The 24,663-nt window shown below is 49.3% G+C and carries 24 protein-coding genes; 8 read left to right on the plus strand and 16 right to left on the minus strand.

All coding sequences use genetic code 11. The features are described 5' to 3' along the window. Positions 1 to 5: 5 nt before the first annotated feature. The 9 genes from ACO0LD_RS21835 to ACO0LD_RS21875 all read right to left on the minus strand — a co-directional run bounded on the left by ACO0LD_RS21835 (position 6) and on the right by ACO0LD_RS21875 (position 10,823). Positions 6 to 437 carry a hypothetical protein gene (locus tag ACO0LD_RS21835; protein WP_423010284.1) on the minus strand — a complete coding sequence of 144 codons (432 nt, stop codon included), beginning with the start codon at positions 435 to 437 and terminating at the stop codon, positions 6 to 8. Between the two features lie 6 nt (positions 438 to 443). Then, the gene (locus ACO0LD_RS21840) at positions 444 to 1,652 is read right to left on the minus strand and encodes a hypothetical protein (protein WP_423010285.1); all 1,209 of its coding nucleotides are present in this window, start codon (positions 1,650 to 1,652) and stop codon (positions 444 to 446) included. A 139-nt stretch (positions 1,653 to 1,791) separates the two neighbouring features. After that, complete coding sequence (locus ACO0LD_RS21845; RefSeq protein ID WP_423010286.1) at positions 1,792 to 2,154, minus strand: ComEA family DNA-binding protein; 363 nt, start codon at positions 2,152 to 2,154, stop codon at positions 1,792 to 1,794. 87 nt (positions 2,155 to 2,241) lie between these two features. Continuing rightward, positions 2,242 to 3,084: a peptidylprolyl isomerase gene (locus tag ACO0LD_RS21850; RefSeq protein WP_423010287.1), complete on the minus strand. Its 843-nt coding sequence runs from the start codon at positions 3,082 to 3,084 to the stop codon at positions 2,242 to 2,244. Positions 3,085 to 3,192: 108 nt separating this feature from the next. Further along, positions 3,193 to 4,494, minus strand: coding sequence for a gephyrin-like molybdotransferase Glp (gene glp / locus ACO0LD_RS21855; RefSeq protein WP_423010288.1), 1,302 nt, complete (start codon positions 4,492 to 4,494; stop codon positions 3,193 to 3,195). A 1-nt stretch (position 4,495) separates the two neighbouring features. After that, positions 4,496 to 5,044, minus strand: a complete 549-nt coding sequence (gene mobA / locus ACO0LD_RS21860) for a molybdenum cofactor guanylyltransferase MobA (RefSeq protein WP_423010360.1) — start codon at positions 5,042 to 5,044, stop codon at positions 4,496 to 4,498. A 118-nt stretch (positions 5,045 to 5,162) separates the two neighbouring features. Continuing rightward, entirely contained in the window at positions 5,163 to 6,281 is a 1,119-nt protein-coding gene (moaA, locus tag ACO0LD_RS21865) for a GTP 3',8-cyclase MoaA (RefSeq protein WP_423010289.1), read from the minus strand. Positions 6,282 to 6,365: 84 nt separating this feature from the next. Continuing rightward, entirely contained in the window at positions 6,366 to 7,673 is a 1,308-nt protein-coding gene (chrA, locus tag ACO0LD_RS21870; RefSeq protein WP_423010290.1) for a chromate efflux transporter, read from the minus strand. Positions 7,674 to 7,841: 168 nt separating this feature from the next. Beyond that, positions 7,842 to 10,823, minus strand: coding sequence for an Rne/Rng family ribonuclease (locus tag ACO0LD_RS21875; RefSeq protein WP_423010291.1), 2,982 nt, complete (start codon positions 10,821 to 10,823; stop codon positions 7,842 to 7,844). 638 nt (positions 10,824 to 11,461) lie between these two features. Here ACO0LD_RS21875 and ACO0LD_RS21880 point away from each other — a divergent pair. The 7 genes from ACO0LD_RS21880 to ccoS all read left to right on the plus strand — a co-directional run bounded on the left by ACO0LD_RS21880 (position 11,462) and on the right by ccoS (position 17,781). Then, positions 11,462 to 12,469, plus strand: coding sequence for an RluA family pseudouridine synthase (locus tag ACO0LD_RS21880; protein WP_423010292.1), 1,008 nt, complete (start codon positions 11,462 to 11,464; stop codon positions 12,467 to 12,469). A 101-nt stretch (positions 12,470 to 12,570) separates the two neighbouring features. Then, positions 12,571 to 13,230 (plus strand): HAD-IIIA family hydrolase, encoded by a 660-nt coding sequence (locus ACO0LD_RS21885; protein ID WP_423010293.1) that lies wholly within the window; start codon positions 12,571 to 12,573, stop codon positions 13,228 to 13,230. Positions 13,231 to 13,267: 37 nt separating this feature from the next. Beyond that, positions 13,268 to 13,633, plus strand: a complete 366-nt coding sequence (locus ACO0LD_RS21890; RefSeq protein ID WP_423010294.1) for a Rieske (2Fe-2S) protein — start codon at positions 13,268 to 13,270, stop codon at positions 13,631 to 13,633. After that, the gene (locus tag ACO0LD_RS21895; RefSeq protein ID WP_423010361.1) at positions 13,633 to 14,631 is read left to right on the plus strand and encodes a S49 family peptidase; all 999 of its coding nucleotides are present in this window, start codon (positions 13,633 to 13,635) and stop codon (positions 14,629 to 14,631) included. The genes ACO0LD_RS21890 and ACO0LD_RS21895 overlap by 1 nt, the downstream gene beginning before the upstream one ends. 489 nt (positions 14,632 to 15,120) lie before the next feature. Next, entirely contained in the window at positions 15,121 to 15,363 is a 243-nt protein-coding gene (locus ACO0LD_RS21900) for a heavy metal translocating P-type ATPase metal-binding domain-containing protein (protein WP_423010295.1), read from the plus strand. 4 nt (positions 15,364 to 15,367) lie between these two features. Next, positions 15,368 to 17,614, plus strand: a complete 2,247-nt coding sequence (locus ACO0LD_RS21905) for a heavy metal translocating P-type ATPase (protein ID WP_423010296.1) — start codon at positions 15,368 to 15,370, stop codon at positions 17,612 to 17,614. Positions 17,615 to 17,637: 23 nt separating this feature from the next. Beyond that, entirely contained in the window at positions 17,638 to 17,781 is a 144-nt protein-coding gene (gene ccoS / locus ACO0LD_RS21910) for a cbb3-type cytochrome oxidase assembly protein CcoS (RefSeq protein ID WP_423010297.1), read from the plus strand. 15 nt (positions 17,782 to 17,796) lie between these two features. Here ccoS and mnmH read toward each other — a convergent pair whose 3' ends face one another. Next, positions 17,797 to 18,879 carry a tRNA 2-selenouridine(34) synthase MnmH gene (mnmH, locus tag ACO0LD_RS21915; protein ID WP_423010298.1) on the minus strand — a complete coding sequence of 361 codons (1,083 nt, stop codon included), beginning with the start codon at positions 18,877 to 18,879 and terminating at the stop codon, positions 17,797 to 17,799. Positions 18,880 to 18,907: 28 nt separating this feature from the next. Beyond that, positions 18,908 to 19,564 carry an arylesterase gene (locus ACO0LD_RS21920; protein WP_423010299.1) on the minus strand — a complete coding sequence of 219 codons (657 nt, stop codon included), beginning with the start codon at positions 19,562 to 19,564 and terminating at the stop codon, positions 18,908 to 18,910. 13 nt (positions 19,565 to 19,577) lie between these two features. Here ACO0LD_RS21920 and ACO0LD_RS21925 point away from each other — a divergent pair, with 13 nt between their 5' ends. Next, positions 19,578 to 20,270 carry an ABC transporter ATP-binding protein gene (locus tag ACO0LD_RS21925; protein WP_423010300.1) on the plus strand — a complete coding sequence of 231 codons (693 nt, stop codon included), beginning with the start codon at positions 19,578 to 19,580 and terminating at the stop codon, positions 20,268 to 20,270. A gap of 12 nt (positions 20,271 to 20,282) precedes the next feature. Here ACO0LD_RS21925 and ACO0LD_RS21930 read toward each other — a convergent pair whose 3' ends face one another. The 5 genes from ACO0LD_RS21930 to ACO0LD_RS21950 are packed head-to-tail and all read right to left on the minus strand — an operon-like array spanning position 20,283 to position 24,618. Continuing rightward, positions 20,283 to 21,068, minus strand: coding sequence for a UDP-2,3-diacylglucosamine diphosphatase (locus tag ACO0LD_RS21930; RefSeq protein ID WP_423010301.1), 786 nt, complete (start codon positions 21,066 to 21,068; stop codon positions 20,283 to 20,285). Between the two features lie 18 nt (positions 21,069 to 21,086). After that, positions 21,087 to 21,575, minus strand: a complete 489-nt coding sequence (locus ACO0LD_RS21935; RefSeq protein WP_423010302.1) for a peptidylprolyl isomerase — start codon at positions 21,573 to 21,575, stop codon at positions 21,087 to 21,089. Positions 21,576 to 21,610: 35 nt separating this feature from the next. After that, entirely contained in the window at positions 21,611 to 22,273 is a 663-nt protein-coding gene (locus ACO0LD_RS21940; protein WP_423010303.1) for a peptidylprolyl isomerase, read from the minus strand. A 45-nt stretch (positions 22,274 to 22,318) separates the two neighbouring features. After that, positions 22,319 to 23,587 (minus strand): L,D-transpeptidase family protein, encoded by a 1,269-nt coding sequence (locus tag ACO0LD_RS21945; RefSeq protein ID WP_423010304.1) that lies wholly within the window; start codon positions 23,585 to 23,587, stop codon positions 22,319 to 22,321. Beyond that, positions 23,587 to 24,618: a L,D-transpeptidase Cds6 family protein gene (locus ACO0LD_RS21950; protein WP_423010305.1), complete on the minus strand. Its 1,032-nt coding sequence runs from the start codon at positions 24,616 to 24,618 to the stop codon at positions 23,587 to 23,589. The genes ACO0LD_RS21945 and ACO0LD_RS21950 overlap by 1 nt, the downstream gene beginning before the upstream one ends. Positions 24,619 to 24,663 lie beyond the last annotated feature (45 nt).

Genomic DNA, 24,663 nt, shown 5'->3' on the forward strand with positions numbered 1-24,663 from the left:
ATCACTTACTGTGTAGGGTCATAGATCATTTTTACCCGCTTATCCAGTTTCTTGCGTTCTATGTAACCAATTGCTGCCTTGTTGCTGCTGACTATATCGAGGACTTCATCCACAGATTCTATTTGCATGGGTGGGGAACCCTGGCCAGAAAACATCAATCTGGCCCAATAAGAATTAATTTCAGGCAAATTTTTATTGACCAGCAATGCGTAAAATTTCGCCTTCTCAGTATTCGCTGCTGTCAGGTCCAGCGGCATGGCGTTGATGCCGGATGCCAGCTTGCGATTTCTTCCCATGTAGAGGTTGATGACTTCATCCTTGCTTAATTTTTCTATGCCGCTTTGTGGATTGGCAATCACCACCAGGTCTGCCTGCGCAGCCTGGCAACAGCCCCAGAAGCTGAGGTACAAGAGAAGGTGGCAAAGGGCTTTCATCATTTTCTCTTAAAAGATGAAATTGTAGGCAATACTGATCAACCTGGCCTTGCCATTCCATCCCGGCTGATTATTCCGGACCAGGAAATAGTCATCTGTTTTTATGTCGTCAACTTGCAATTTCAAATTGCTTTTCTCAGTCAGGTCATAGCGTATGCCGACAGAAAAAGTGGTCTGGCGATTGTATTGATTATTGATGGCACCGTTGAAAGCTGCCGCCAACATATCCAGATCTGGGCTGAGTCCTACAGGTAATCGACTGGCTGTATTTTTATTTACCGGTCTGGATGCCGAGTAAGTGAAATAAGGGGTCCATTGATCTATACGATAACCCACGGTCAGATAGGCAGCTCTGTTGGTGGGGAAAAGCAGGGATTCTGAGCTGAGTTGATTGAGCATCAGTTGTGCCTGTAAGGGCCCCTGGTCATAGGCTATACCAGCCGATAAATAGGTGAATTTTTTGTCAGTCAGCGATAAGTCATTTGCCAGGCCGGCCGCGCTGGGGACAAATGCATTCAGGTAAGGCGAGCGCAGGCTGTCCAGCAATGTCTGCAAAGGTGGAAATTCATTTTTGAATTTAAGTTCGCTATAACCCAGGCGATATATCCAGTTTGAGGTTTGGTATTCAATATGCCCGCCAAGCAGGCGTGAACGGTTCAGGGATAAAAAATCATCGGGGCTGCCAGTCGAAGTTTTTTCTCTTGCCACACCTGCAAAAAATTTCGCGCGCAATAGACCACTGCCGAGCGGTTTGGAAAGTACCAAGTCTGTGCCATCGAAATAAGAAATGATCAGACTGCCAAAGAAGTCGATGGGTGGCCTTACCCATTGATAGGTATAGCCTACATTGCGGGAGTCAGCCAACAGATAGACATCAAATCCCAGTCGGCCTGCACGCAGTTGCAGATTGTCATTGGGGAGGTAGCGGGCATATGCCCAGGTGATTTCTGGCTGAAATTTATTTGCAGATCGACGGCTGACAACTTGCAAAGCTGCGTCGATATTGTCATTGATGTTCTTATTGACCTGGATGCCGAAATTGGAATCCATGCCAAAATCAGTTTGCCTGGTAAAGCCCACGCCATCATTTTGTGTCAGGTCGCGGACTATGTCGACGTTGCGGGTGTTGCTGTGCACAACACCAAGTGTGCCAAAACCACTGATGGTGAAGGGCTTGCTGTCGTCTGCCGCATGCACCCGTGTTGCCAGAGTGAACATGCTGATGCATAGAATGAGATGTGAAAACCTGCTTGACATAGAACCTCACTGCCACGGCAAAGTGCTACACGATCAAGGGCAAGCTATTTTGTGCAATGTCTGTAATCAGATTTTACAGACACTACACGGGTTTACATTTTTATTTTTTTGCTGCAGTTTTTTGTTTGGCGATCACTAAATCTTTGATGTCGTTATATACATCTTCAGGCAATATTTTTTTGCTAAGCAATTCATCCTTGCCCTTATATGGGCGGCCTTTGATAATCGCGTCTGAACGTACATCACCAATTTTAGGCAGGGTTGCCAATTCTTTTTTTGTCGCGCTATTCAAATCCATGAGCTCGGTTTTGGCTGACGCCGACGCCGATGCGGAGGCTGAAGCCGAACTGGAAGCAGCGACGCTCGCTGATGCTTTTTTAGACGCATCTGCGGCTGTTGCTGTGCCCATTGCCATTGCTGTCAGCACAGTAGCCAACAAGATTGCCTGCCATTGTTTTTTCATCTTTACCCCATCCCAAAAGTGAAACAGGAGCACGAGGCTCCTGTTGTTAACAACGTTCATGAGAGCTGCTAAGTGCAGCATAGCATGTTATTGTGTTTGTACCATCGAATTAATCAATACTGGTGTCACAGGCACATCAGACATGCCGCCAGCTGTTGTAGTTGGCACGACATTGATCTTGTCCATGATATCCAGACCTGTCACAATTTTGCCAAATACTGCATAACCAGTGCCAGCTGTCAGGCCGTCAAAACCGGTATTGTCAGCCGCATTCAGATAAAACTGCGCTGTTGCAGAGTTGGCATCGCTGGTGCGCGCCATGGCAATAGTGCCACGCAAATTGCTGAGACCATTTGGCGTTTCCAGCTTGATAGCAGCCAGTGTCGTTGGTTGTTGCAAATCAGCGGTGAAGCCGCCGCCCTGAACGATGGCGCTCTTGATCACGCGATGGAAAATTTTATTTACATAGAAGCCACTTTCGACATAGTTCAGGAAATTGTCGACAGTAATCGGGGCTTTAGCTGGGTTCAGCTCCAATACGATAGTGCCCAGGCTGGTCGTCATGGTGACTTGTGGCTGTGCTGGCAGTGTCAGATTAACTAAACCTGAGTAAAGTGTTGTGCCATTTGCTGCTGTAATGGAATAAGTGGTTGAACCAACGTTAACCAGTTTGCAGGATAAAACGCGTTGCGTAGCCGTACCGCCAGCCAATTCTGTAATGGTCAGACAGGCAGGAATACTGGCGTTATAGCCTTTGTCCAGATTTTGACCGGTAATCGTGAAATTGGTGACCTTGCGATAAACTACCTGGTCAGTCGTGACTTTTGTTACGGAAGGTACTACTGCAGCTGTGTCCGACTTGGAACCGCCGCAGCCACTGAGTAATACTAGAGATGCACAGGCACCCAAGAGCCATGTTGTCGCTTTCAAACTGTTCTCCAAAATTAAGTAAATGCGGGTATTTTACTTTGCTTATCCTTGTTTTTATCATCAAGTCTGAAGCTGTTACGATTTCTATACAATTGTGACCGTATTTTCTTAAATCAGGCCTTCAAACGGCAAAATACTTACTTTCTCACCAGCAGCTATACTGCCTTGATCATGATGCAAGATGATCATGCAGTTTGCTTCTGACATGGAACGCAAAATGCCAGATCCTTGTGAACCGGTGATACTGACTCCAGGTTCGCCATCGTTGCGCATGGCCAGTATGCCGCGCTGGTATTCCGTACGTCCAGGGCGCTTGCGTATGTCTGCGTTCGATTTGACATTAAATAGCGGCAAGGGCGGTACATCGGCTCCCATCAGTTGCTGCAATGCCTGACGAGCAAAAAAATAAAATGAAACCATGACGGCAACCGGATTGCCAGGCAAGCCGAATAAATAAGCGCTTTTGCCTGCCGATGTGATTTTACCAAATGCCATAGGGCGACCGGGGCGCATGGCGATGCTCCAGAAAGCAACATCTCCCAGGCGATGCATCATTTGCCGGGTATGATCAGCATCACCGACAGAGACGCCACCTGAGGTGATAATCGCATCGGCATTTTCGCAAGCACTGCGCATCGCGGCTTCCAATGCCTCAGGATTGTCCCGGACCACACCCATATCCAGCACATCGCAACCCATGCGTGTCAGCATGCCGTATAAGGTATAACGATTGCTGTCATAGACACAGCCTGCTTCCAGTGCTTCCCCCAAAGAGCGCAATTCGTCACCGGTAGAAAAAATGGCGACGCGCAAGCGCCGCTGCACGGTGATCTCCGGGATGCCCAGTGAGGCTAATAAACCAAGGTCGGCTGGACTGAGTATTTTTCCTTTGCGTATGGCGACTTTGCCTATTGCCAGGTCTTCGCCCTTCAGGCGGCGGTTATCTCCTGCATGTAAATTGCCTGCGCTTAATTTGACTTGGGTATCGCTGATTTTGCTTGTGAATTCCTGCGGTACGACCGTGTCACAACCTGCAGGCATGACCGCACCCGTCATGATACGTACACATTGATTGTGCATGACCGCGCCCATAAATGCTGCACCTGCCAGGGCAGTGCCTATGATTTCCAGGCTCAGCTTTTGCACGTCTACCAAATCATCGCCCCGCAAGGCATAACCATCCATGGCTGAATTATCGTGGGCAGGCACATTGATGGGGGAGATGATGTCGGTTGCCAGCACGCGCCCCAGGGCTTGGCGTATGGTGAGTTTTTCCATGCCGCAAACGGGTTGGATATATTCACGCATGATATCTTGCGCCTGTTGCACTTTGAGGGCTTCAGGATCGTAATCAGACAGGCATCCGGTGATGCCCTGCAAGTTCCTGTCAGATGCTGGCGAGGTATTCATATCAGTTTTCAAGTTCCCGTAATTCTTCCAGTGTATTGATATTACGAAACGCCGCATTGTCTTCAAACAAGACTTCGCAAATTTGCAGGCTGGCATGCCATGCTTGCATTTTGCGTCCGCCATTATCCAGATATGCTGTAATTCCCGCTAATACACTGGTTTTCATCAAGGCAAATACTGGGTGGCTTTGTTTTTGCTGTATTCCATCCCTGTTTTCCCAGGTTGCTGCTACGGCCAACTCAGCATTACTCTGCAATAGCGCAGATGATAAGCGGTCTGCCAGGTCAAGCGGCAGAAATGGTGAATCGCAGGATGTGCACAGCAGGTAGGGTGTGATGCAGTGCAGCAGGCCGGTTTGTATGCCTGCCAGTGGGCCAGCAAAGCCTGGCATATGATCTGGCAAGACTGGAAAACCAAACTCCTGATAGATGCCTATGTTCTGGTTGGCGCTGATCATCACAGTGGCGGTTTGCGTTGTCAGCCTTTGCAGGACATGCAAAGCCATGGCTTTGCCGTGCAGGCATTGCAAGCCCTTATCTACCTCACCCATGCGTGTACCACGGCCACCAGCCAATACCAGGCCGGTGATGAGATTTTTGTTTAAGGGGGTGTTGGGAATTGACACGAAAATCGGCTTGCTGAAATCTAAAGTACTTATGATACTGTTATCAGCCGCCTATGTAAGACATTTCTATTTTCTTTCTCTCCTGACCAGGCGTATTTTGGCTGCGCATTTCAGAATAGCGGTCTGTACGCTGTTGCCAGATGTGGGATATTACATTGGCGATGGCCAGGTCTGAGTGTTCTTGCGTGTCACGTAACAAGGCACGCAAATCATGGCCTCGGCTGGCAAACAGGCAGGTGTAGAGCTTGCCTTCAGTTGATAGCCTGGCCCTGCTGCAGTCATGGCAAAAGGTCTGGGTGACGCTGGATATGAAACCCAGTTCGCCACTGCCATCAGCATGACGCCAGCGGGCCGCAGTTTCGCCAGTGTAGTTGGCATCCATGGCAAGCAGCGGCATACCAGCGTCCTGTATGCGCTGCACGACTTGCAAAGAAGGGATGACTTCATCCAGTTTCCAGCCATTCGAGGCACCGACATCCATATATTCTATGAATCTGAGTATATGTGGCTTGCCTTTGAAGTAACGGGTCATGGGAATGATTTCATGATCATTCAAACCTGCTTTGACGACCATGTTCACTTTCACTGGCCCAAGCCCGGCGGCTTCGGCGGCAGCGATACCTTCCAGCACTTCATTGACAGAAAAATCCACATCGTTCATGCGTTTGAAAATCGCATCGTCCAAAGCATCCAGTGAAACTGTGACACGGGTCAAGCCGGCATCCTTCAAACTTTGCGCCTTGCGCGCCAGCAGCGAGCCGTTCGTCGTCAGTGTCAGATCCAGCGGCTTGCCATCAATAGTCCTGAGCTTGGCCAGCATTTCTACCAGACGTTCCAGATGCTTGCGCAGTAGCGGTTCGCCACCGGTCAGGCGTATTTTTCTTACGCCATGTGCCACGAATATGCTGGCGATACGAGTAATTTCTTCAAAGCTCAGCAGCGACTTGTGCGGCAGGTATTGATAGTCTTTATCAAAGACCTCTTTGGGCATGCAATACACACAGCGGAAGTTGCAACGATCAGTTACTGAGATACGCAGATCATGCAGGGGGCGTGACAAAGCATCCTGCAATTGACCATCGGGTGTTTTTAATACTTCAGGAACAGACAATGCAGGACTAAATCGTTTTAATTCTGATAGCGGAATGAATTTTTCCGTCATGGCTAGGGCAGGTAATTTTTAAGCTTAATAATGAACAATAGCACGACTTGAAATCTCATGTGACTGTTAAGGTTTTTATTGAATTTAAGTTAATAGCGAGAGGATATAGCCAGCAAGGGCGCAGGCTGCCAGCAGCTTGACAGTAGAAAGTTTGAATTTGAATACGGCGATACCGGCCAGGGCAGTGAGTGCTATGGCTTGAATATCCAAAGTTGCCGGATCTTTAAAAAAGACATGGCTGGCAAACATCCAGGCCAAGCTGACAATAACGCCAACTACTGCTGCTGAAATAGCATTCAACGGTGCATTCAAATGCAAATTATTCCTGCTGGATTCAACCAATGGTCCGCCTGCCAGAATGAAAATAAATGAAGGCAGGAAAGTGAAGAAGCAGGCAACACAGGCCCCCAGACTTGCTGCCAGCAATAAGTGATCGCCGCCTAAAAAAGCATGGCTCCAGCCGCCAATGAAACCGACAAAAGCAACGATCATGATTAATGGTCCGGGAGTGGTTTCACCCAGCGCCAAACCATCCATCATTTGTGCTGTACTCAGCCAATGGTATTGTTCAACTGCTGCCTGCACCATATACGGTAGCACTGCATAAGCACCACCAAAACTGAGCATGGCCGCCTTGGTGAAAAAGCTGGCCATATCAGTTAAAGGGTGAGGCAGGCCAAAGCTGAGTGCAAGCAACAACCACACCGCAGCGGCAAACAAGATGCCCAAGCCCAGCGTGATGAGCAGTTTTAACCAGGAAAAGCGCGCATGCTCTGGCGTTGGCGTGTCGTCATCAATAATCGCAGGCAGTTGTTGATGCGTAGTTTGCTGGTGGGCAGATTGTGCTGTGTTACAGAATTTGCGAAAAATCAGGCCTGTGCATGCTGCAGCAATGATGACCAGAGGGAAGGGGAGGTGTAGCCAGGCTATGGCAACAAAGGCCGCGAGTGCGACTGCAATCAGTACGCCGGTCTTCAAGGTGCGTTGAGCGATGCGCCAGGCAGCAGCCAGCACGATGGCGACTACCGCAGGTTTGATGCCACTCATGATTGCCTGGACGACAGTATTGTCGCCAAAAGCCATGTATATCCAGGACAGCAAGATCAAGATCAGTAGCCCGGGCAAAACAAACAGCATGCCCGCCATGATGCCGCCCCTGGTTTTGTGCATGAGCCAGCCTATGTAAATGGCGAGCTGGGTCGCTTCAGGTCCTGGCAAGAGCATGCAGTAATTCAGGGCATGTAAAAAGCGCGCTTCGGATATCCAGCGGCGCTTTTCCACCAGTTCCGTATGCATCAGCGCAATTTGCCCGGCAGGCCCACCAAAGCTGATGAATCCCAGCTTGAGCCAGTAAAGAAAAGCTAGCTTCAGGGTAATCTCATGCGTAGGCAAGGTTCAGCTTTCAGTATTTTGTCTGCAAACATTGTGCCAGCATATTATTGCTTATTTAATGACACACAAAAAAAACCGGCAATCATAAAGAAAGCCGGTTTTTTTTAAGCCTGTAGTTTAGTCCAAATCAGTCCGTACTAAAGATTGCCTGCAGGCTATTCATCAACATCATGAACGACGTGTTTCCACCATCACCAATGGTTCATCGGCAGCGACTGGTGCTGGTTTGCGTTCACGTGGTACGCGTACCGGTGCTGTCAGTTTTTCTGCTTCCGCTTTGGCTGCTTGCAACTTGCTAGGGTCGGTGCTGGCTAATTCCAGTCCGGCTTCTTTCAGCATGCTATGCAGGGTTTCCAAAGGCATGGTTGCATCCAGCGGTTTTGCTGCTGGAGCATTGACTACCTGAACTGGAGCTGCAGGAGTTGGGGTTACATGAGCAGGGGCTACCGGAGCTGCGGCTACTTCAACAGGCGCAACTTGAGATGCCACTTCTGCAGGAGCCGCAATGACAACTTCAGGTGCTGGTGCAGTTGTAACTTCTACAGGTGTGCTCACCTCTACGGCCACTGCTGCTGTTTCAGCCACCACAGGTACTTCAATAGTGACTGGTGCACTGATGACTTCCTGCGGAGCAGGGACTATTGGCGCAGGTGCTGAAACGACAGGTGCAACAACGGCATCAGCTGCATTTGCAACAGGTGTGGCTACCTCTGGTGCGAGCTCAGGCGCTACAGCTACTGCTGTCTCTGCAAAAGCGACAGGCTGACTGACTTCTGCAGTAAGGCTTACTGCATTATTAGTCACTTCCTGTGGCGTAACTGCAGGTGTGGCTACAAGTGCATTTATTACTGCCTCGTTGCTGGCTGCATCGGCATCAACTGCTTCGCTGCCATCAATTGGCAATTCACCTTGCTCATTGACCAGCTCGTTACCGTCACGGTCGCGGCGGTTGCGGTTACGGCCACCACGACGGCGACGACGGCGGCGTTCTTCACCTTGCTCGCTGTTGTCGTTTTCAGCGCCAGATTCCAGTGCTTCCAGTTGTGGTGCAGCAGGCATGACATCGACAGGCACTGGGTCTACATGCTTGTGGATAGGCTCTTCCTTGCTTTCCTGCGCCTGGTTATCCTTGCGTTCGTCGCGTTGACGTTGCTGACGTTCGCGGCGGGTTTCCTGAGATTCACGTTCTTCACGTGGCGGCTTGGGTGCTTTTGGTGGGCGTGGATTTTCCGCTGCCGCAGGTTTGGCTGCTTCTTGCTCTGGCTTTTCTGCCTTTTCTGCCTTCGCTGGGCGGTCTTCGCGCTCGTCACGATCGCGGTTGCGGCGATTGCGGTTGCGCTGGCCGTTGCCATTGCGTGGACCGCGTGCAGTACGGTCACGCTCGCCAGTTTTTTCTTCAGCCGGTTTTGGTACTTCTACCTGGGCTGCTGGTTCGGACTTGCCAAACAGGAAGCCAAACAGTTTGCCAAAGAAGCCAGGTTCTGCCGGGGCTGCAACTGGTGCAACGACCACTGGGGCGACTTCCTTGCGTTCCACGATAGGGGCGGTCTCAGGCGTGATGCTCTTGACCATGGCTTCCTGGCGTGGCTTGACGTCTTCTTTCTGGCGCTTGCTGTAGCCAATGTCGGTGTCGGCCTGCTCAGCCATGGCATAGCTGGCATGGTGGTCTTCAAGGCGTGGGTCATCTGTTTTCAGGCGATCCAGCTTGTAATGCGGGGTTTCCAGATGCTTGTTGGGGATCAGGATGACAGTCACGCGGTGACGCGTTTCTATCTTCAGGATTTCACCACGTTTTTCATTCAGCAGGAAAGCGGCAACGTCGACAGGGACCTGGACGTGGATAGCTGCTGAATTTTCCTTCATTGCCTCTTCCTGGATGATACGCAGGACTTGCAGGGCAGAAGATTCGGTATCACGGATATGGCCAGTGCCGTTGCAACGTGGGCAAGTCACATGGCTGCCTTCGGACAGCGAAGGGCGCAGGCGCTGGCGTGACAATTCCATCAGGCCAAAGCGGGAAATCTTGCCCATTTGTACACGTGCGCGGTCATAGCGCAGGGCATCTTTGAGGCGGGTTTCAACTTCGCGCTGGTTTTTGGCGTTTTCCATGTCGATAAAATCGATCACGATCAAGCCACCCAGGTCACGCAAGCGCAATTGACGGGCTACTTCTTCAGCGGCTTCCAGATTGGTATTGAAAGCGGTTGTCTCGATATCGCCACCACGGGTAGAGCGGGCCGAGTTGACGTCCACAGATACCAGGGCTTCAGTATGATCGATAACGATCGCGCCGCCGGATGGCAGTGGTACGGTACGGGAATAAGCTGTTTCAATCTGATGTTCGATCTGGAAACGCGAGAACAGGGGTACATCATCGCTATAACGTTTAACGCGATGCACCATGTCAGGCATCACGTGGCTCATGAACTGCTGAGCCTGTTCGTAGATTTCATCGGTATCGATGAGGATTTCACCAATGTCAGGCTGGAAATAATCGCGGATGGCGCGGATAACCAGGGACGACTCTTGGTAAATCAGGAAGGCACCTGGAGAGGACTTGCCAGCGCCTTCAATTGCGCGCCAGAGTTGCATCAGGTAATTCAAATCCCATTGCAATTCGTCAACATTGCGGCCTATGCCTGCAGTGCGGGCAATCACAGACATGCCGCCAGGCAAGTCCAGTTTGTCCATGGTTTCGCGCAATTCCTGGCGATCTTCACCTTCGACGCGGCGGGAAACACCACCACCACGCGGGTTGTTAGGCATCAAAACCAGATAGCGGCCAGCCAGGGAAATGAACGAGGTCAGGGCAGCGCCCTTGTTGCCACGTTCTTCTTTTTCGACCTGGACCATGATTTCCTGGCCTTCGCGCAACGCTTCTTTAATGGAAGCATTGCGTACGTCCACACCTTCTTTAAAGTAGGTGCGGGCAACTTCTTTGAAGGGGAGGAAGCCATGACGTTCTTCGCCGTAGTTGACGAAACAGGCTTCAAGGGAAGGCTCGATACGAGTGATCACGCCTTTATAGATATTGGACTTGCGTAGTTCGCGACCGGCAGTCTCGATATCAATGTCAATGAGTTTTTGCCCATTGACAATGGCAACGCGCAACTCTTCTTGCTGCGTCGCGTTGAACAGCATACGTTTCATGTTTTACTCCGTGACCTGGTGGTCATCTTGTGTTGCCATCCATTGAAGGGGCAACTGTGCTGATACGGGATGTATGCGGGAGCGGAGTGTTTGAGGGGGAGGGAAATGCCTGAAGCAAAACAGGGCGGAGCCTATATGGCCATGAAAAGCCAAGTAGAACTGATGATATGGCAATACGGCCATCTGTTTTGCGTTGGGCGCGGACAATCGAGATAAATCAAGTTCGAGTGCACATGTCCCCCGCGTTGACTGACTTGCTTATTGATTGAACAAGCAAGTACAACGCCAGGCGATGCGCAACTTTGGTGCCAGACCATCTTATTGTGTTGTGTCTGGCGGAATCGACCCTATTACCTCAACCATCAACCGGCAAGCTCGCTGGTTCATATTTAAACCCGCGCCTCTTGCCAGACTAATATCCTTACAATTCAAACTCTCTGATCCAACTTCATTTGTCTACGCCCGATAACAACAATTGGCTGCTACCTTGACCTGCAAATGACGCTGCATACACATCTTTTCCATCAAATTTGCAAACAGGCGAGGCCGATGGACATGCCCCTGTGTAAAATAGGCGTTTATTCCTCTTACACTGCTAAAGCATAAAATGCTGAAGCGAAAATGATTATATATTCAAAATGAAGGACTTAGCGACAATTAATAGGGGAGCACATCAAATTCAGATGGAAAAGCCTTCCCCTCAGCAGCCTTCGGCCTCCCAACCCAAAGTTCAGATGCTCACGATCTCGGAAGAAGAGGCGGGACAGCGCATTGATAATTTTTTGCTACGCATCTGTAAAGGTGTGCCAAAAAGCCATGTCTACCGGGTTTTACGTTCTGGCGAAGTGCGTGTTAACAAAGGGCGCATAGACCAGTTGTACCGTCTGGTAGAGGGCGATGTTGTTCGTATCCCGCCAATACGCATGGCGGAAGTCATCGAGCAGGTCGTGCCCAAGCATGAATTTCCCATACTATTTGAAGATAATCATTTGTTAATTATCAACAAACCGGCTGGCGTAGCAGTGCATGGTGGCTCAGGCATCAGTTATGGCGTGATTGAACAATTGCGTGCTTCCAGGCCAGATGCCAAGTTCCTGGAACTGGTGCACAGGCTGGACCGGGAGACTTCAGGGATACTCTTGCTGGCCAAAAAACGCAGTGCATTAACAAATCTGCATGAGCAGATGCGCGATGGTGTTACTGACAAGCGCTATCTGACCCTGGTGCATGGTGACTGGAAGAATGCTCGCCAGCATGTCAAACTGGCATTGCATAAATATACAACTGCGGAAGGTGAGCGCCGTGTACGGGTGCAGGCGGATGGCATGGCATCGCATACGGTATTTACTTTGCAGAAAAAATATCGAGATTTCGCCTTGCTTGAGGCCGAACTCAAAACCGGGCGCACCCACCAAATTCGTGTACATCTGTCGGCCAGTGGTTTTGCTATCGCAGGCGATGACAAGTATGGAGATTTTTCCCTGAATCGTGCTTTGTTGAAGCCAGGTGATGGGCGTGGCGCACTGAAACGCATGTTCCTGCATGCGCACCAGATCAGCTTCGTTCATCCTGAGACGGGTAAGACCGTGACGGTGAATGCGGGCTTGCCTAAAGAATGTGAAGATTTTCTGAAAAGCCTGGCTTAGTGCCTTGACCCGGAAAAGTCTTAATGGTTTAGTAATGGTATGATGCCGTTATTGATGAGAAACATGTCGCGCATGCTGATGTGTGCGCGTTTATTGAATATATGGCAAAAAAGCAATTTGATTTAATTGTATTTGACTGGGACGGAACCTTGATGGACAGCACAGCTGCCATCGTCAAATGCATGCAGTCCGCAGCGAAAGACCTTGGTTTGCCGGTTCCCAAAGAAGATATCGCTTCTTATGTCATTGGCCTCGCCTTGCCTGAAGCAATACAGGTGGCCATGCCGGGCATAGACCCCAAACTCTATCCCAGGGTAGTTGAGCGTTTTCGCCATCACTTCCTGACCAAGGACCATGAGTTGCCCCTGTTTAAAGGGGTCAGGGAAATGTTGGCCGAATTAGCGCAAGAGGGTTACTTTTTGGCAGTGGCAACCGGTGCCAGCAGGGTTGGCTTGAGCCGCGCTTTGCATACAGCCAAGCTGACCTCGTTATTTGATGCAACTCGTTGTTCCGACGAGACATTTTCCAAGCCACATCCCGCCATGTTGCAAGAATTGACGCGTGAACTGGGTCAGGATATGCGCCGCACTGTCATGATAGGCGACACCACTCATGACTTGCAGATGGCCAATAATGCCGGGGCTGCAGCGATTGCGGTTGAATATGGTGCGCATGACGTGCTTGCACTGCAAAACATGCAGCCTATATTTTCTGCAAAAGATGTTGCGCAATTGCATGAATGGCTGCGTGAAAACGCCTGAACACCAGCTGTAAATAAGTGACAGATAAGAGATAAAGATGAAGTCAATTTCTGTATGTAAGTCAGATGAGTTGATAGAAGGTGGCAAAGGCGTGCGCTTTCCTGTCACCGCTGGCAGTGACGACGCTGTTGGCTTCGTGATTCGCTATGACGGCGCAGTGCATGGTTATTTGAATCGCTGTGCCCATGTGCCGGTGGAGCTGGACTGGAATCCAGGTGAATTCCTGGAATCCAGTGGTCTTTACATCATGTGCGCCACCCATGGTGCCATTTATCAGCCAGACACTGGCTATTGCACGGGCGGACCTTGCCGCGGCGGCCGCCTGCGAAAAATTAATGTCAGTGAAGAAGAAGGGCAGATTTACTGGCATCCCGATGATTATATACAAGCTGTCATTGCCTGATTTCTGGAAAAATTATGAATGAGCAATTTCCGAGTTCGCCAGCGAGCGAAAGCGACAAAAAAGAAACTGGCTGGGAACGTCAGCTTTTGGAAAAACTGGCGACAGACTCCTTGCGTGAGCAACGCTTGCGCAGGCGCTGGAGTATCTTTTTCAGGTTCGCATTTTTGTCGGTGATTATTTTCGCGTTTTACTATTTCAGCGATTATGCAAGTACTGAAATGGAAAATCTGGGGCATCACACAGCACTAATAGAAATTGACGGCACCATAGAGTCAGAAGGCGCAGGCAGTGCGCACACGGTGATCCCGGCATTGAACCGGGCGTTTGCTGATCCGGGTTCAGTCGCTGTCGTGGTGCGTATCAATAGCCCTGGGGGCAGTCCTGTCCAAGCTGGCATGATCAATGATGAAATTGGCAGGCTGCGCAAAGAATACCCAGACAAAAAACTGTATGTCGTGGTGGATGAGATTTGTGCATCCGGCGGTTATTACATTGCCGTTGCTGCAGATAAAATTTTCGTCAATAAAGCCAGCGTCGTTGGTTCTATCGGGGTACTGATGGATGGTTTTGGTTTTACCGGTCTCATGGATAAGCTGGGTGTAGAGCGTCGCCTCATGACAGCGGGTGAAAACAAGGGTTTCATGGACCCATTCTCGCCACAAACAGAAAAACAAAAAGCATTTTCGCAAACCATGCTCAATGAAATTCACCAGCAATTCATTGATGCTGTACGTGCTGGGCGTGGTCAGCGTTTGAAAGAAACACCGGAAATGTTTTCTGGCCTGTTCTGGATAGGCAGCAAGGCTGTGCAAATGGGCTTGGCAGATGACTTTGGTTCTGTGGATTCTGTCGCACGCGATGTCATCAAGGTAGAAAACATCGTCGACTACACTCAAAAAGAAGGTTTGCCTGAGCGTGTCTTGAAGAAATTTGGGGCTTCCATAGGGGCTAGTGCCGCAACTACGATGTTGAAGGGAAATACTCCTAGCATGCGCTAATTAGCCATTTTGTTTGGTTGATTTTCTTAATCCTGTTGGCTGCTTGCATAGTTATTTTTTTCTTCCACTCGTTATCGAGTTGGCATATATTAGGGGCGTAACTGGTTCAAAAGAAGGAGGTCGATATACAAGATATTTTTTGTATCCAAGGCGGATTGAATTTGAGCTCCGGTGTCTTGTGTGCCGGTTATTAATGAAGTGGATAGTCTACAATTTGTGAAGTACCCATCCGTTTAGTTCACGGACCTGAGGTTTCTAAGAACCCTCGCTAAGTTAGCAGCAGTAGTAATATTAGTAGCCATAAAGTAGCCATTAGCATCCATGAAGTAAAAGAAACGGTAGTGCAACGCTACCGTTTTTTTATGCCTGTTTTTCTTCTCACATACTTGATTTGAATCAAGTGTCGTTATTTTCTCTCCTGTAACATCAAAGCGATTTGATCGCCGCACCTACTCTTTATCTTCTATTCTTTATCCTCTATCTTCAACCATGGCATTTGTATTTTCAGCGCTTTTTGAGACCAAGTTTTTCGCTTTTAAATCAAGTGAAAAGACAGACTGTTTTCATTGCGGTGAAAAAATGCGCAAAAGCAATGCGCTGACTACCTCATTTGATGGCCGCATGCAGCCAGTGTGCTGCCATGGCTGCATGGCGATTTTGCGTACGGTGGAGCAAAATAAGCTGGTGGCTGAGTATATGAAGAATAAAGTCAGCCAGACGCTGTCTGGGTAAAGCCATGATAAATGCGAACGAGGTAGTGCCAGACGTCAATGGAATAGCCCAACAGCAAAGGCTTGTCAGCGAGAAACTGAATCTCTCAGGCATGCGCTGTGCTGCCTGTGTGCAATTGATAGAATTTCGTATCAGGCAATTGCCGGGCGTCACTGCCTTCAAGATCAATACTGCGAGTCATCGTGCCGATATTTCCTGGGATGCTGAAGTCCTGACGCTCAAACGTATTTTGGCTGCCGTCACCGACCTGGGTTATGGCGCTTTACCTGCCAACCAGTCCCCAGATGAATTTGAGCAAAAAGAAAGCAAGCGTGCCCTCTGGCGCTTGTTCGTTGCCGGCTTCGCCATGATGCAGGTAATGATGTATGCCTTTCCAGCCTACCTGGTTCCTGTGCCACAGATTGATGGTGACTTGACGCCTGATGTCGACAAGTTGCTGAAGCTGGCCAGCATGATCATCGCGGTACCTGTCATCGGTTTTTCAGCTTCACCTTTCTTTTCTTCTGCCTGGCGTGATTTGAAAAATCGCCATATAGGCATGGACGTACCGGTTTCTCTAGGGATATTGCTGACCTTTTTTGCCAGCGTCTGGGCGACGTTTCATGGCGGTGCGGTGTATTTTGATTCTGCCATCATGTTCATCTTCCTCTTGCTGGGCGCGCGATTGATTGAATCCAAAGTGCAAAAACGCACGACGGCAGCATTAAGAATACTGACGCAATTATCTCCGGCGAAGGCGCAACGTTATCTCGCGTATCCGCAACAGGCGTTAGAGACTGTTGATGTAGCTGCCTTGCAGACAGGTGATTATCTGTTGGTCGCTGCCGGTGAACATATTCCTGCGGATGGCTTGGTCATTGCAGGTGATAGCAGTTGTGATGAAGCCCTGATGACGGGCGAATCTCTACCTGTCTGCAAAACCACAGACAGTAACGTATTGGCGGGATCGGTAAATATTTACGGTGCCCTCGTGATGCAGGCAAAACAGGTAGGTGGCGCGACTCAATTGTCGGCCCTGATAGGCATGATGGAATCAGCTTCGCTGGAAAAGCCATCACTGGTTTTACTGGCAGACAAACATGCCAGTCGTTTTTTAATCATCATACTGCTGCTTGCCTTTGTCAGCGGCATCGTCTGGTGGCAAATAGATCCTGGCCGTGCTCTGTGGATCGCCATCAGCATCATCGTGGTGACTTGCCCATGTGCCTTGTCTTTGGCAACGCCAGGAGTGATGTCGGCTGCCATAGGTATCCTGGCCAAAAATGGTGTTTTGCTGGCGAAATCAAAAGCCATACAAGCCATGGCATCAGCTACGCATATTGTCTTTGATAAAACCGGCACGCTAACAGTGGGGAAGTTGCAGGTCAGGGAAATGCTGTCTGCTGATGATGCGCCCGCCAATGCAGTAATTGCCATGACACTGGCCTGTCAGTCTACGCATCCTGTATCCAAAGCAATTGGCGATTATCTGGCGCAAAAAAAATCGAATCAAGATATGCCTGGCTTAAATAAAGTAAGAGAGGTGCCAGGAGGTGGCATCGAAGCTGAATGTGAAGGGCAAATTTATCGCCTGGGCAGTGTGGAATTTGCCCGTGAATTGCATGCTCAGGAAATATCTATCCCCGTCGGTTTTGCAGGACAAACATTGACTGTGTTGGCGAATGAATATGGCAATCTCTTATGGTTCGCACTTGATGACATACTGCGTGAAGATGCAATTGAAGCGATCAGGAACTTAAAAAGCAAGGGCAAGAAAATCTTGCTTTTATCCGGTGACCGCTTGGACGTGGTCAATAAAATTGCTGCGCAATGTGATATTCACGAAGCCTATGCTGGGCTGAGCCCAGCAGGTAAATATGAAATGGTGCAAAAGCTGCAGGCTAACGGTGCCGTAGTGGTCATGGTGGGTGACGGCATGAATGACGGGCCTGTATTGGCACTGGCTGATGTGTCAGTAGCGATGGGACAGGGCGCACCAATTTCACAATCGCGCAGTGATGTATTATTGATGTCGAATCGCTTGCTGGACCTGGATTTTGGCATGACGGTAGCCAATAAGGCTTATAAACTGATACGCGAAAATCTCGCATGGGCTGTGTTTTATAATTTATTGGCGATACCCGCTGCCATGTGCGGATGGCTTGAGCCCTGGCATGCGGCACTGGGTATGTCGTTGAGTTCGCTGATTGTGGTGTTGAATGCCCTGCGCCTGTATTTATTGCCACAGCCCGTCTATCTGATGCAGGACTGATATAAAGAGTAGCGCAAGAAATTATGGACATACTTTATTTGCTGATACCGCTGAGCCTGGTTCTGGTGTTTGCCATTGGTGCGGTATTCTGGTGGGCAGTCAATCACAAGCAGTTTGATGGTCTGGAAGACGAAGGGCAAAGAATCGTCGATGATGTGGATGGCTGAGTTTTTAAAATATGCTCAGGCATCAATGGGATTTTGACGCGCAAAACTCAAGATGTGAAGGGCAGATTCGTGGAAGTCCGATTCTCCAATATCGTTTTGTTCTATTTGTCTGGCCTTGCTGTATCCCACAAAATTTCTCGCGATTGACTTGCCATAGGCTGGGTCATAATGATGTTCCAGCAGTTCTTTGACCAACTGTGTGAGTTTGCCAGCTTCAGCCATTTGCTTCCAGTCAGAAATTTTTTCTTTGCCGTGCAGTGCGGTCAGGAAATGCAATTGCTGATTCAGGCTTTCTGTGTTGCGCATGAAATGAGCATATTCTTTGACCAAAAATTCCACTCTTTTTTCCAAGGGCAGATTAACTTGTATGCAGCCTGAGGCACGCATGGCTTGCATCAAGGTTTCGGGTACTCTGAGGTTGCCGATTTTTTTACTCTCTGCTTCTACGTAAACTATTTTCTGTTCATCAAACCCTTGTAGTCGTTCAAAAATATGGCTCTCAAATTGTTTTTGTGATGGCTGTGCATGTTCTGGAATGTCTCCCAATACCGAACCGCGATGGGCCGCTAATTCCTCAAGATCGAGTACTTGCGCGCCCATTTCTGCCAGAGTTTGCAGACAACGACTCTTGCCACTGCCGGTTGGCCCACATAAAACCTGCCATTTAAAATGCTGCAATTCCGTGCCCAGGCTCAGATTAACAAATTGCCTGTATGCCTTGTAGCCACCATTCAATTGCACGACTGGCCAACCTATTTTGGCAAAGATATGTGCCATGGCACCACTGCGATTGCCGCCGCGCCAGCAATAAATCAAAGGCTTCCAGTCGCGTGGCTTGTCCTGAAACAGGTTTTCTATGTGTCGTCCTATATTCTTTGCGACCAGGGCTGCACCCAGGCGCTTGGCTTCAAATGAACCGACTTGCTTGTACATGGTGCCTACGATAATGCGTTCTTCATTGTCCAATACAGGGCAATTGATGGCGTGGGCAATATGGTCTTCGGCAAACTCGGCTGGGCTACGCACGTCGATGATGGCGTCAAATTCTGCGCGTCGCTTGAAGACTTCTGGAAAATCCAGCAGTTGAGGATATTTCATGATGGCATTTGCTTGTTTCTACGTGTTTTCACTTGCTCTTATTTAGTAAGGGAAGTAAATGTGGCCAGACATTATCGAGGATAGTTGGATGAGCTTCTGCGATGGGATGGATGCGGTCAGCCTGAAACAGGTTTTCTTTCTCTGCTATGCCTTCCAGTAGAAACGGCACCAACGCAGTCTTGTTGGTTTTGGCCAGTTTTTCGTAAAGTGAAAAGAAACGCTCAGAATAATCAGGGCCATAATTGGGTGGAATCCTCATACCTGCCAGTAAAACTTTACTATGCTGCGCCTGAGCCATGTCTATCATCGCTTTGAAATTGCCTTCTGACGCTTTGAGCGGCAAGCCACGCAAGGCATCATTGCCACCAAGCTCTATGATCACCACATCCGGATGGTGACGCTCGAGCAGGCTGGTTAATCTGGCTTTGCCGCCGCTGGTAGTATCGCCACTGATGCTGGCATTTATCACATTAGCGGGTATTTTTTTTTGCTGTAATCGCTGTTCCAGCAAAGCTACCCAGCCCTTACCGCGCGCCAGTCCATATTCGGCTGATAAACTGTCGCCGAGCACAAGGATGGTTTTTGATGCAGAATAAGCAGGTGAAGCAGTAATCGCAAACATCACGAGCACCAGGGCTTGTTTTAATAGTCTGCTGACGTGACCTGACAATTGAGTAAAGAGCATACGCAAAGACCTTATGGAATCAAACAAAGCGGCAATAGAAGTAAAGCATCTGACCAAGCGCGTAGCGGATGCGACTGGCGAGCTGAGCATACTGAATGGCATAGATTTTACCGCGCAAGCCGGGCAGACGCTTGCAATTGTTGGTGCCTCTGGTTCAGGCAAGTCCACCCTGCTGGGCATACTGGCTGGGCTGGATACGCCAACAGAAGGCAAGGTCTTGCTCGATGGCGTGGATATTTTTGATTTAACTGAGGATGGCAGGGCGCAATTTCGCAAAGAGAATCTGGGCTTTGTATTTCAGTCCTTTCAATTGCTGATGCACCTGAATGCGCTGGAAAATGTCATGCTGCCACTGGAATTACGTGGCGATAAGCAGGCGCGTGCCAAGGCAGAAAAAATGCTGGAGCATGTCGGGCTGGCTTCCAGGCTCAGGCATTATCCCAAGTTTTTGTCAGGTGGTGAGCAGCAAAGGGTGGCGCTGGCCAGAGCCTTTGTGACTGAACCACCTTTGCTTTTTGCTGATGAACCTACCGGCAGCCTGGATGCTACTACGGGTGAGGCAATCATCAATTTGATGTTCACTTTAAACCGCGAGCGTGGCTCGACCCTGGTTCTCGTGACACATGATCTGTCAATCGCGGCCAGATGTGGCAGGGTACTGACCATCAGTGCCGGTCATCTGCGCTCAGACACAGTCAACGCCTGATGGCAAAATAATTTACTTCAGGCTTGCGTCCCAGTTGTAAGCCTGAATGCTGCCATCACTGTAGCTTGCCAGCCAGCCACCACGTTTGTCCTGGCTGTCGCAATCCCAATCCGGCAATACATATCTGGTCTGTCCATTATCAACGTGTATCGCAGGCCTGTGGGTGTGGCCGTGTATCATGATGCTGGTACTGGTTTGTAAAAACAATGCGGCGATGGCATCTGCATTGACATCCATGATGGCGACAGATTTTTGTTTTTGTTCCATCTTGCTTTCGGTACGCAAGCCTTCAATGATTTTTTTGCGTTGATCAAGCGGCATGGCCAGGAAAGTCTTTTGCCATTCTGTTTGCCTGACTTGCGCGCGGAACTTCATGTAGGCATGGTCATCGGTGCACTGCGCATCGCCATGGCTTATCACTACTTTTTTGCCTGCCAGATCAATGACGCTGGGATCATCCAGCAATATTGCACCGGTCGCTACAGAAAAATCACTGCCTATCAAAAAATCCCGATTACCAGCGATCCAGTAAAGTTGCACGCCATGATCACGGACTTTGCGCAATGCCTGAACGATCGATAAGTTATAGACATCCTCGATATTGTCATCACCCACCCAATATTCAAACAAGTCCCCTAGTAAATACAGGGCCTTGGCCCGCGTGGCCTGCTTGTCGAGAAAACTTAAAAAAGCTGCAGTAGTAAGAGGCAGGGCAGGATTTAAATGTGTGTCAGAAACAAAAAGCGCAACCAGTTCAGGTTGCGCTTTTGTCTGATTCGCGTGGTGGTCTGCGATCATGAGATAGACTAAATGGTATTAAACGATTTGCGTTTTTTCTATCAGCACGTTTTCTACCGGTACGTCCTGGAACATGCCAGTACGGGTAGTTTTCACGCCTTTGATTTTGTCGACAATGTCCATGCCTTCTACGACTTTGCCAAATACGCAGTAGCCCCAGCCGTCCTGACCTGGATAGTCGAGGAAGCTATTGCTTGCGGTATTGATGAAGAACTGTGCTGAAGCAGAATGCGGATCACCAGTACGGGCCATGGCCAATGCATAACGTTCGTTTTTCAAGCCATTTTTGGCTTCATTTTCGATAGGTGCATTGGTAGGTTTTTGGTTCATGCCTGGCTCAAAACCACCACCTTGTATCATGAAGCCATCAATCACGCGATGGAAAATAGTGCCGTTGTAGTGACCAGATTCAACATAGGCCAGGAAATTGGCAACAGTTTTTGGGGCTTTTTCTTCGTTCAGTTCAATCTTGATGTCACCGAAGTTGGTGGTCAGAATAACGGCCATGATAGTCCTTCATTTCTAAAAGGTTAGTGATGTGTTTATTTTAATAAGGTAGCGGATTGAATGATAACTGGTTTGCTTGGTACATTTTGCATCATTTTAGCTTCGCCAGTTTCTACCACTTTAATTTTTTCGACGACTTCCATGCCTTTGATGACCTTGCCAAAAGGCGTATAGCCAGCGGTCATTGCCAGTGCCCTGGCGCGTCTTTCAGTCACAGTGTTGCCACGGTATTGAAACTCAACCGGATCGCCCTCAGGCAAGACTTGATGGTTCAGGAATTCATTGTCTTTGACATTGATGTAGAACTGCGCGCCAGCTGAATTGGGGTCTTGCGTGCGGGCCATGGCAACCACGCCCAGGTCGTTTTTCAAGCCATGTTCCAGTGCTTCACGCGCTTCCAGGGGGACGGATTTATTCGTCGGTTTTTCTTTCATATCCTTGTCATAACCGCCGCCCTGTATCATGAAATTATCAATGACACGGTGGAAAATCGTTCCTTTGTAATGCCCACTTTTGACATATTTAAGGAAATTATCTACGGTTTTTGGGGCTGCTTCCGGGTAAAGCTCAATGACGATTTCACCCATATTGGTTTTCAGGGAAACCTTGGGTTGCCCTTCGGCAAAACTAAAGGCGCTTGCCATCATCAGGCAGGTACCCAGCAATATACTGTTTAGTCCGGATTTTGAAATTTTCATATTCAGCATACGTTATTGGTTGATGAATTAAGAGTAAACAAAGGTTCAAACGGTGGTTTCGTAAATTATGCGCCATCTGGCGGCTTCTTTCAGCCAGTATTGACGTTTACGAATCGCCGCTTTGGTTTTCCCATTGCTGGTTTCCTGGGTAAAGGTGCTGACTATCAGCTCGTCTTTGCCTGGGTAACGGAAATGGGTTACGTCTTTTAATTTAATAGCAGGATTATGCCAGTTATCCCAGCTTTGCTGCTGTTTGGGAAACCAGGTGTTGAGATTGTCGCCCTGCGTCGTCTTAAAATTGCGCGAATAATTTGTCAGAATGCGGTTGGCATTCTGGCTTTGCATGTCCAGGCGCCAGTCGTCCACGAGTTTTTCGGCAAAGTTTCTGTCCAGTATCCATTTATTGCGGCTGACGAATTCCACTTGCTCGCTGATGATGACAGGTGTCTTGCCTATGTCCACCATGGACGAGATTTTTAAAAAATCCGGATTCGTCAATACCACGCAACCATCTGATGCCAGGGGCGGGCGGCTGAAGCTTTCAGGCGGCATGCCATGCAGCCAGATGCCAGAGCCGTTGCGGCCATTGAATTTGTCCCATTCATTCGGGTAATTCAATGGCAGGGCACCAGGGCCATAAAAACTCGGCAGCTTGGTGCCAGCCAGACGGCTGGTAATGTAATACACGCCTATCGGCGTCTTTTGGTCGCCTTCTTTGATCTTGTTGATACCAAATTTGCCCTGACTTATATAGAAGTCATTGATCAGATGCGGTTGGCCTGCAACATTCTCATATACATAGAGGCGCGATTTTTTTGCATCGACGACGATGGCCTGCTTCTGGTCATCACGTAATTGCAAAATGGCTCTGGGGATCAGGTCAGCGGCGGGGCGTTCACGATAAGAGCGTATGCGCGCCGCTGCCTCATCCCTCAGGTCTTTCAGTTTATCGGGTTGCGTCAAGGCACCGACACCGAAACTGCGCACCGGACGGGTGTGCATCAGCAGCAAATCACCCTGTATCAAATGTGCCAGCTGGAAGTGCGGATAGGCTTCTACCAGCGCATCTATCTTGGTCTGCGCTTGTTGCAGATTATTTGCGGCCAGGTTTTTGTAGACTTCAATTAATAATGCATCCGGGTCGGGGGCATTGGGGTTAATTTCAGCCGGTGCGACTTTATTCGGGCGTGATTTGGCCATGACGAGTGCTGGCGAAGCAATATGCGCCAGACATGTCAGAGCAAGAATAGCAAAAATGCGTGATTTTCCGACTTTGACTGCGGCCGGAGTATCAGAATTGACAGCGAAAAACATTAGCTACCCGCACGCTCCTGTTTGATCTGCCATTTGCCATCCTGCTTCACCATATGCAAGGTTTTACGGCTATTGGCAGTCAACTGGTCAGAGGTATAGATCTGACGGAACTTGACCGTGGCTGTGTTGCCATCGACATCGATTTTGGCAGATTCAATTTTGACGTTGATGCGGCCTTTGCCTTCTATCCTGTTGCGACGTTCTTCGGCCCAGGCCTTGTAGGACTCACCTTTGGGCGTCTGGAAATCTTTTGCATAATGCCCCAGATAGGCATTGGTATCTTTGCTGCTCCAGGCTTTGGCCCAGTTTTCTACCGCCTTCAGCACGTCTTCTTCAGTCTTGTCACTAGCTGCAGTAGCTACGGCCGCAGGAGCAGGTTTGGATTTGGGTTCAGGCTTGGCAGTTTCAGCCTCAGGCTTCGTTGCCGCAACTACTGCAGCGCTGGCTTTGGCTGGAGCAGCGGTATTGGCCGCAGGTGCAGGAGACGCCATTGCTGTCTTGGGATTGGTGCCACCCGTGGTATTGCCGACCAGGTTCTTGACCAGGGTCAATTTTAATTTGGCAGTATTGTTGCTGGAATCGAGTTGCAAAGCCTTGTCATAGGCCTGGCTGGCCAGTTTTGCATATACATCACCCAGATTTTCATGTGCCGTGCCATAAGTTGGATTGGTCCTGATTGCCATTTCCAGGGCTGCACGGGCTTTGTCGTACTGGCCGGATGATGCATACAAGACCGCCAGATTATTGTAGGGCTCAGGCAATTCAGGGTAATCGTCAGTCAACTTCGAGAAAACAGTAATGGCTTCTGCTGATTTGTTTTGCTCTGTCAGTATCAATCCCTTGAGAAAACGCATCTGCGCATCCTTAGGGCGTTGCGCCAGGGCGGCATCCACTTTTTGTAAGGCTTCACTTATCTGACCAGATCTGAGCAATTTGCCAACGTCAGCCGCATCATCTGCCCGGACATAAGCAGACATCAACAGCAATGACAGACTGGATAAGGTAAGAACATTCTTTAAAATGTGGCGCATGGTGTTCGGTCTTGGATTTATAGGAGTTTGGCAGAACATGTAAGC

The organism is Undibacterium sp. Ji83W (assembly GCF_049340385.1).
Taxonomy (GTDB): Bacteria; Pseudomonadota; Gammaproteobacteria; order Burkholderiales; family Burkholderiaceae_D; genus Undibacterium.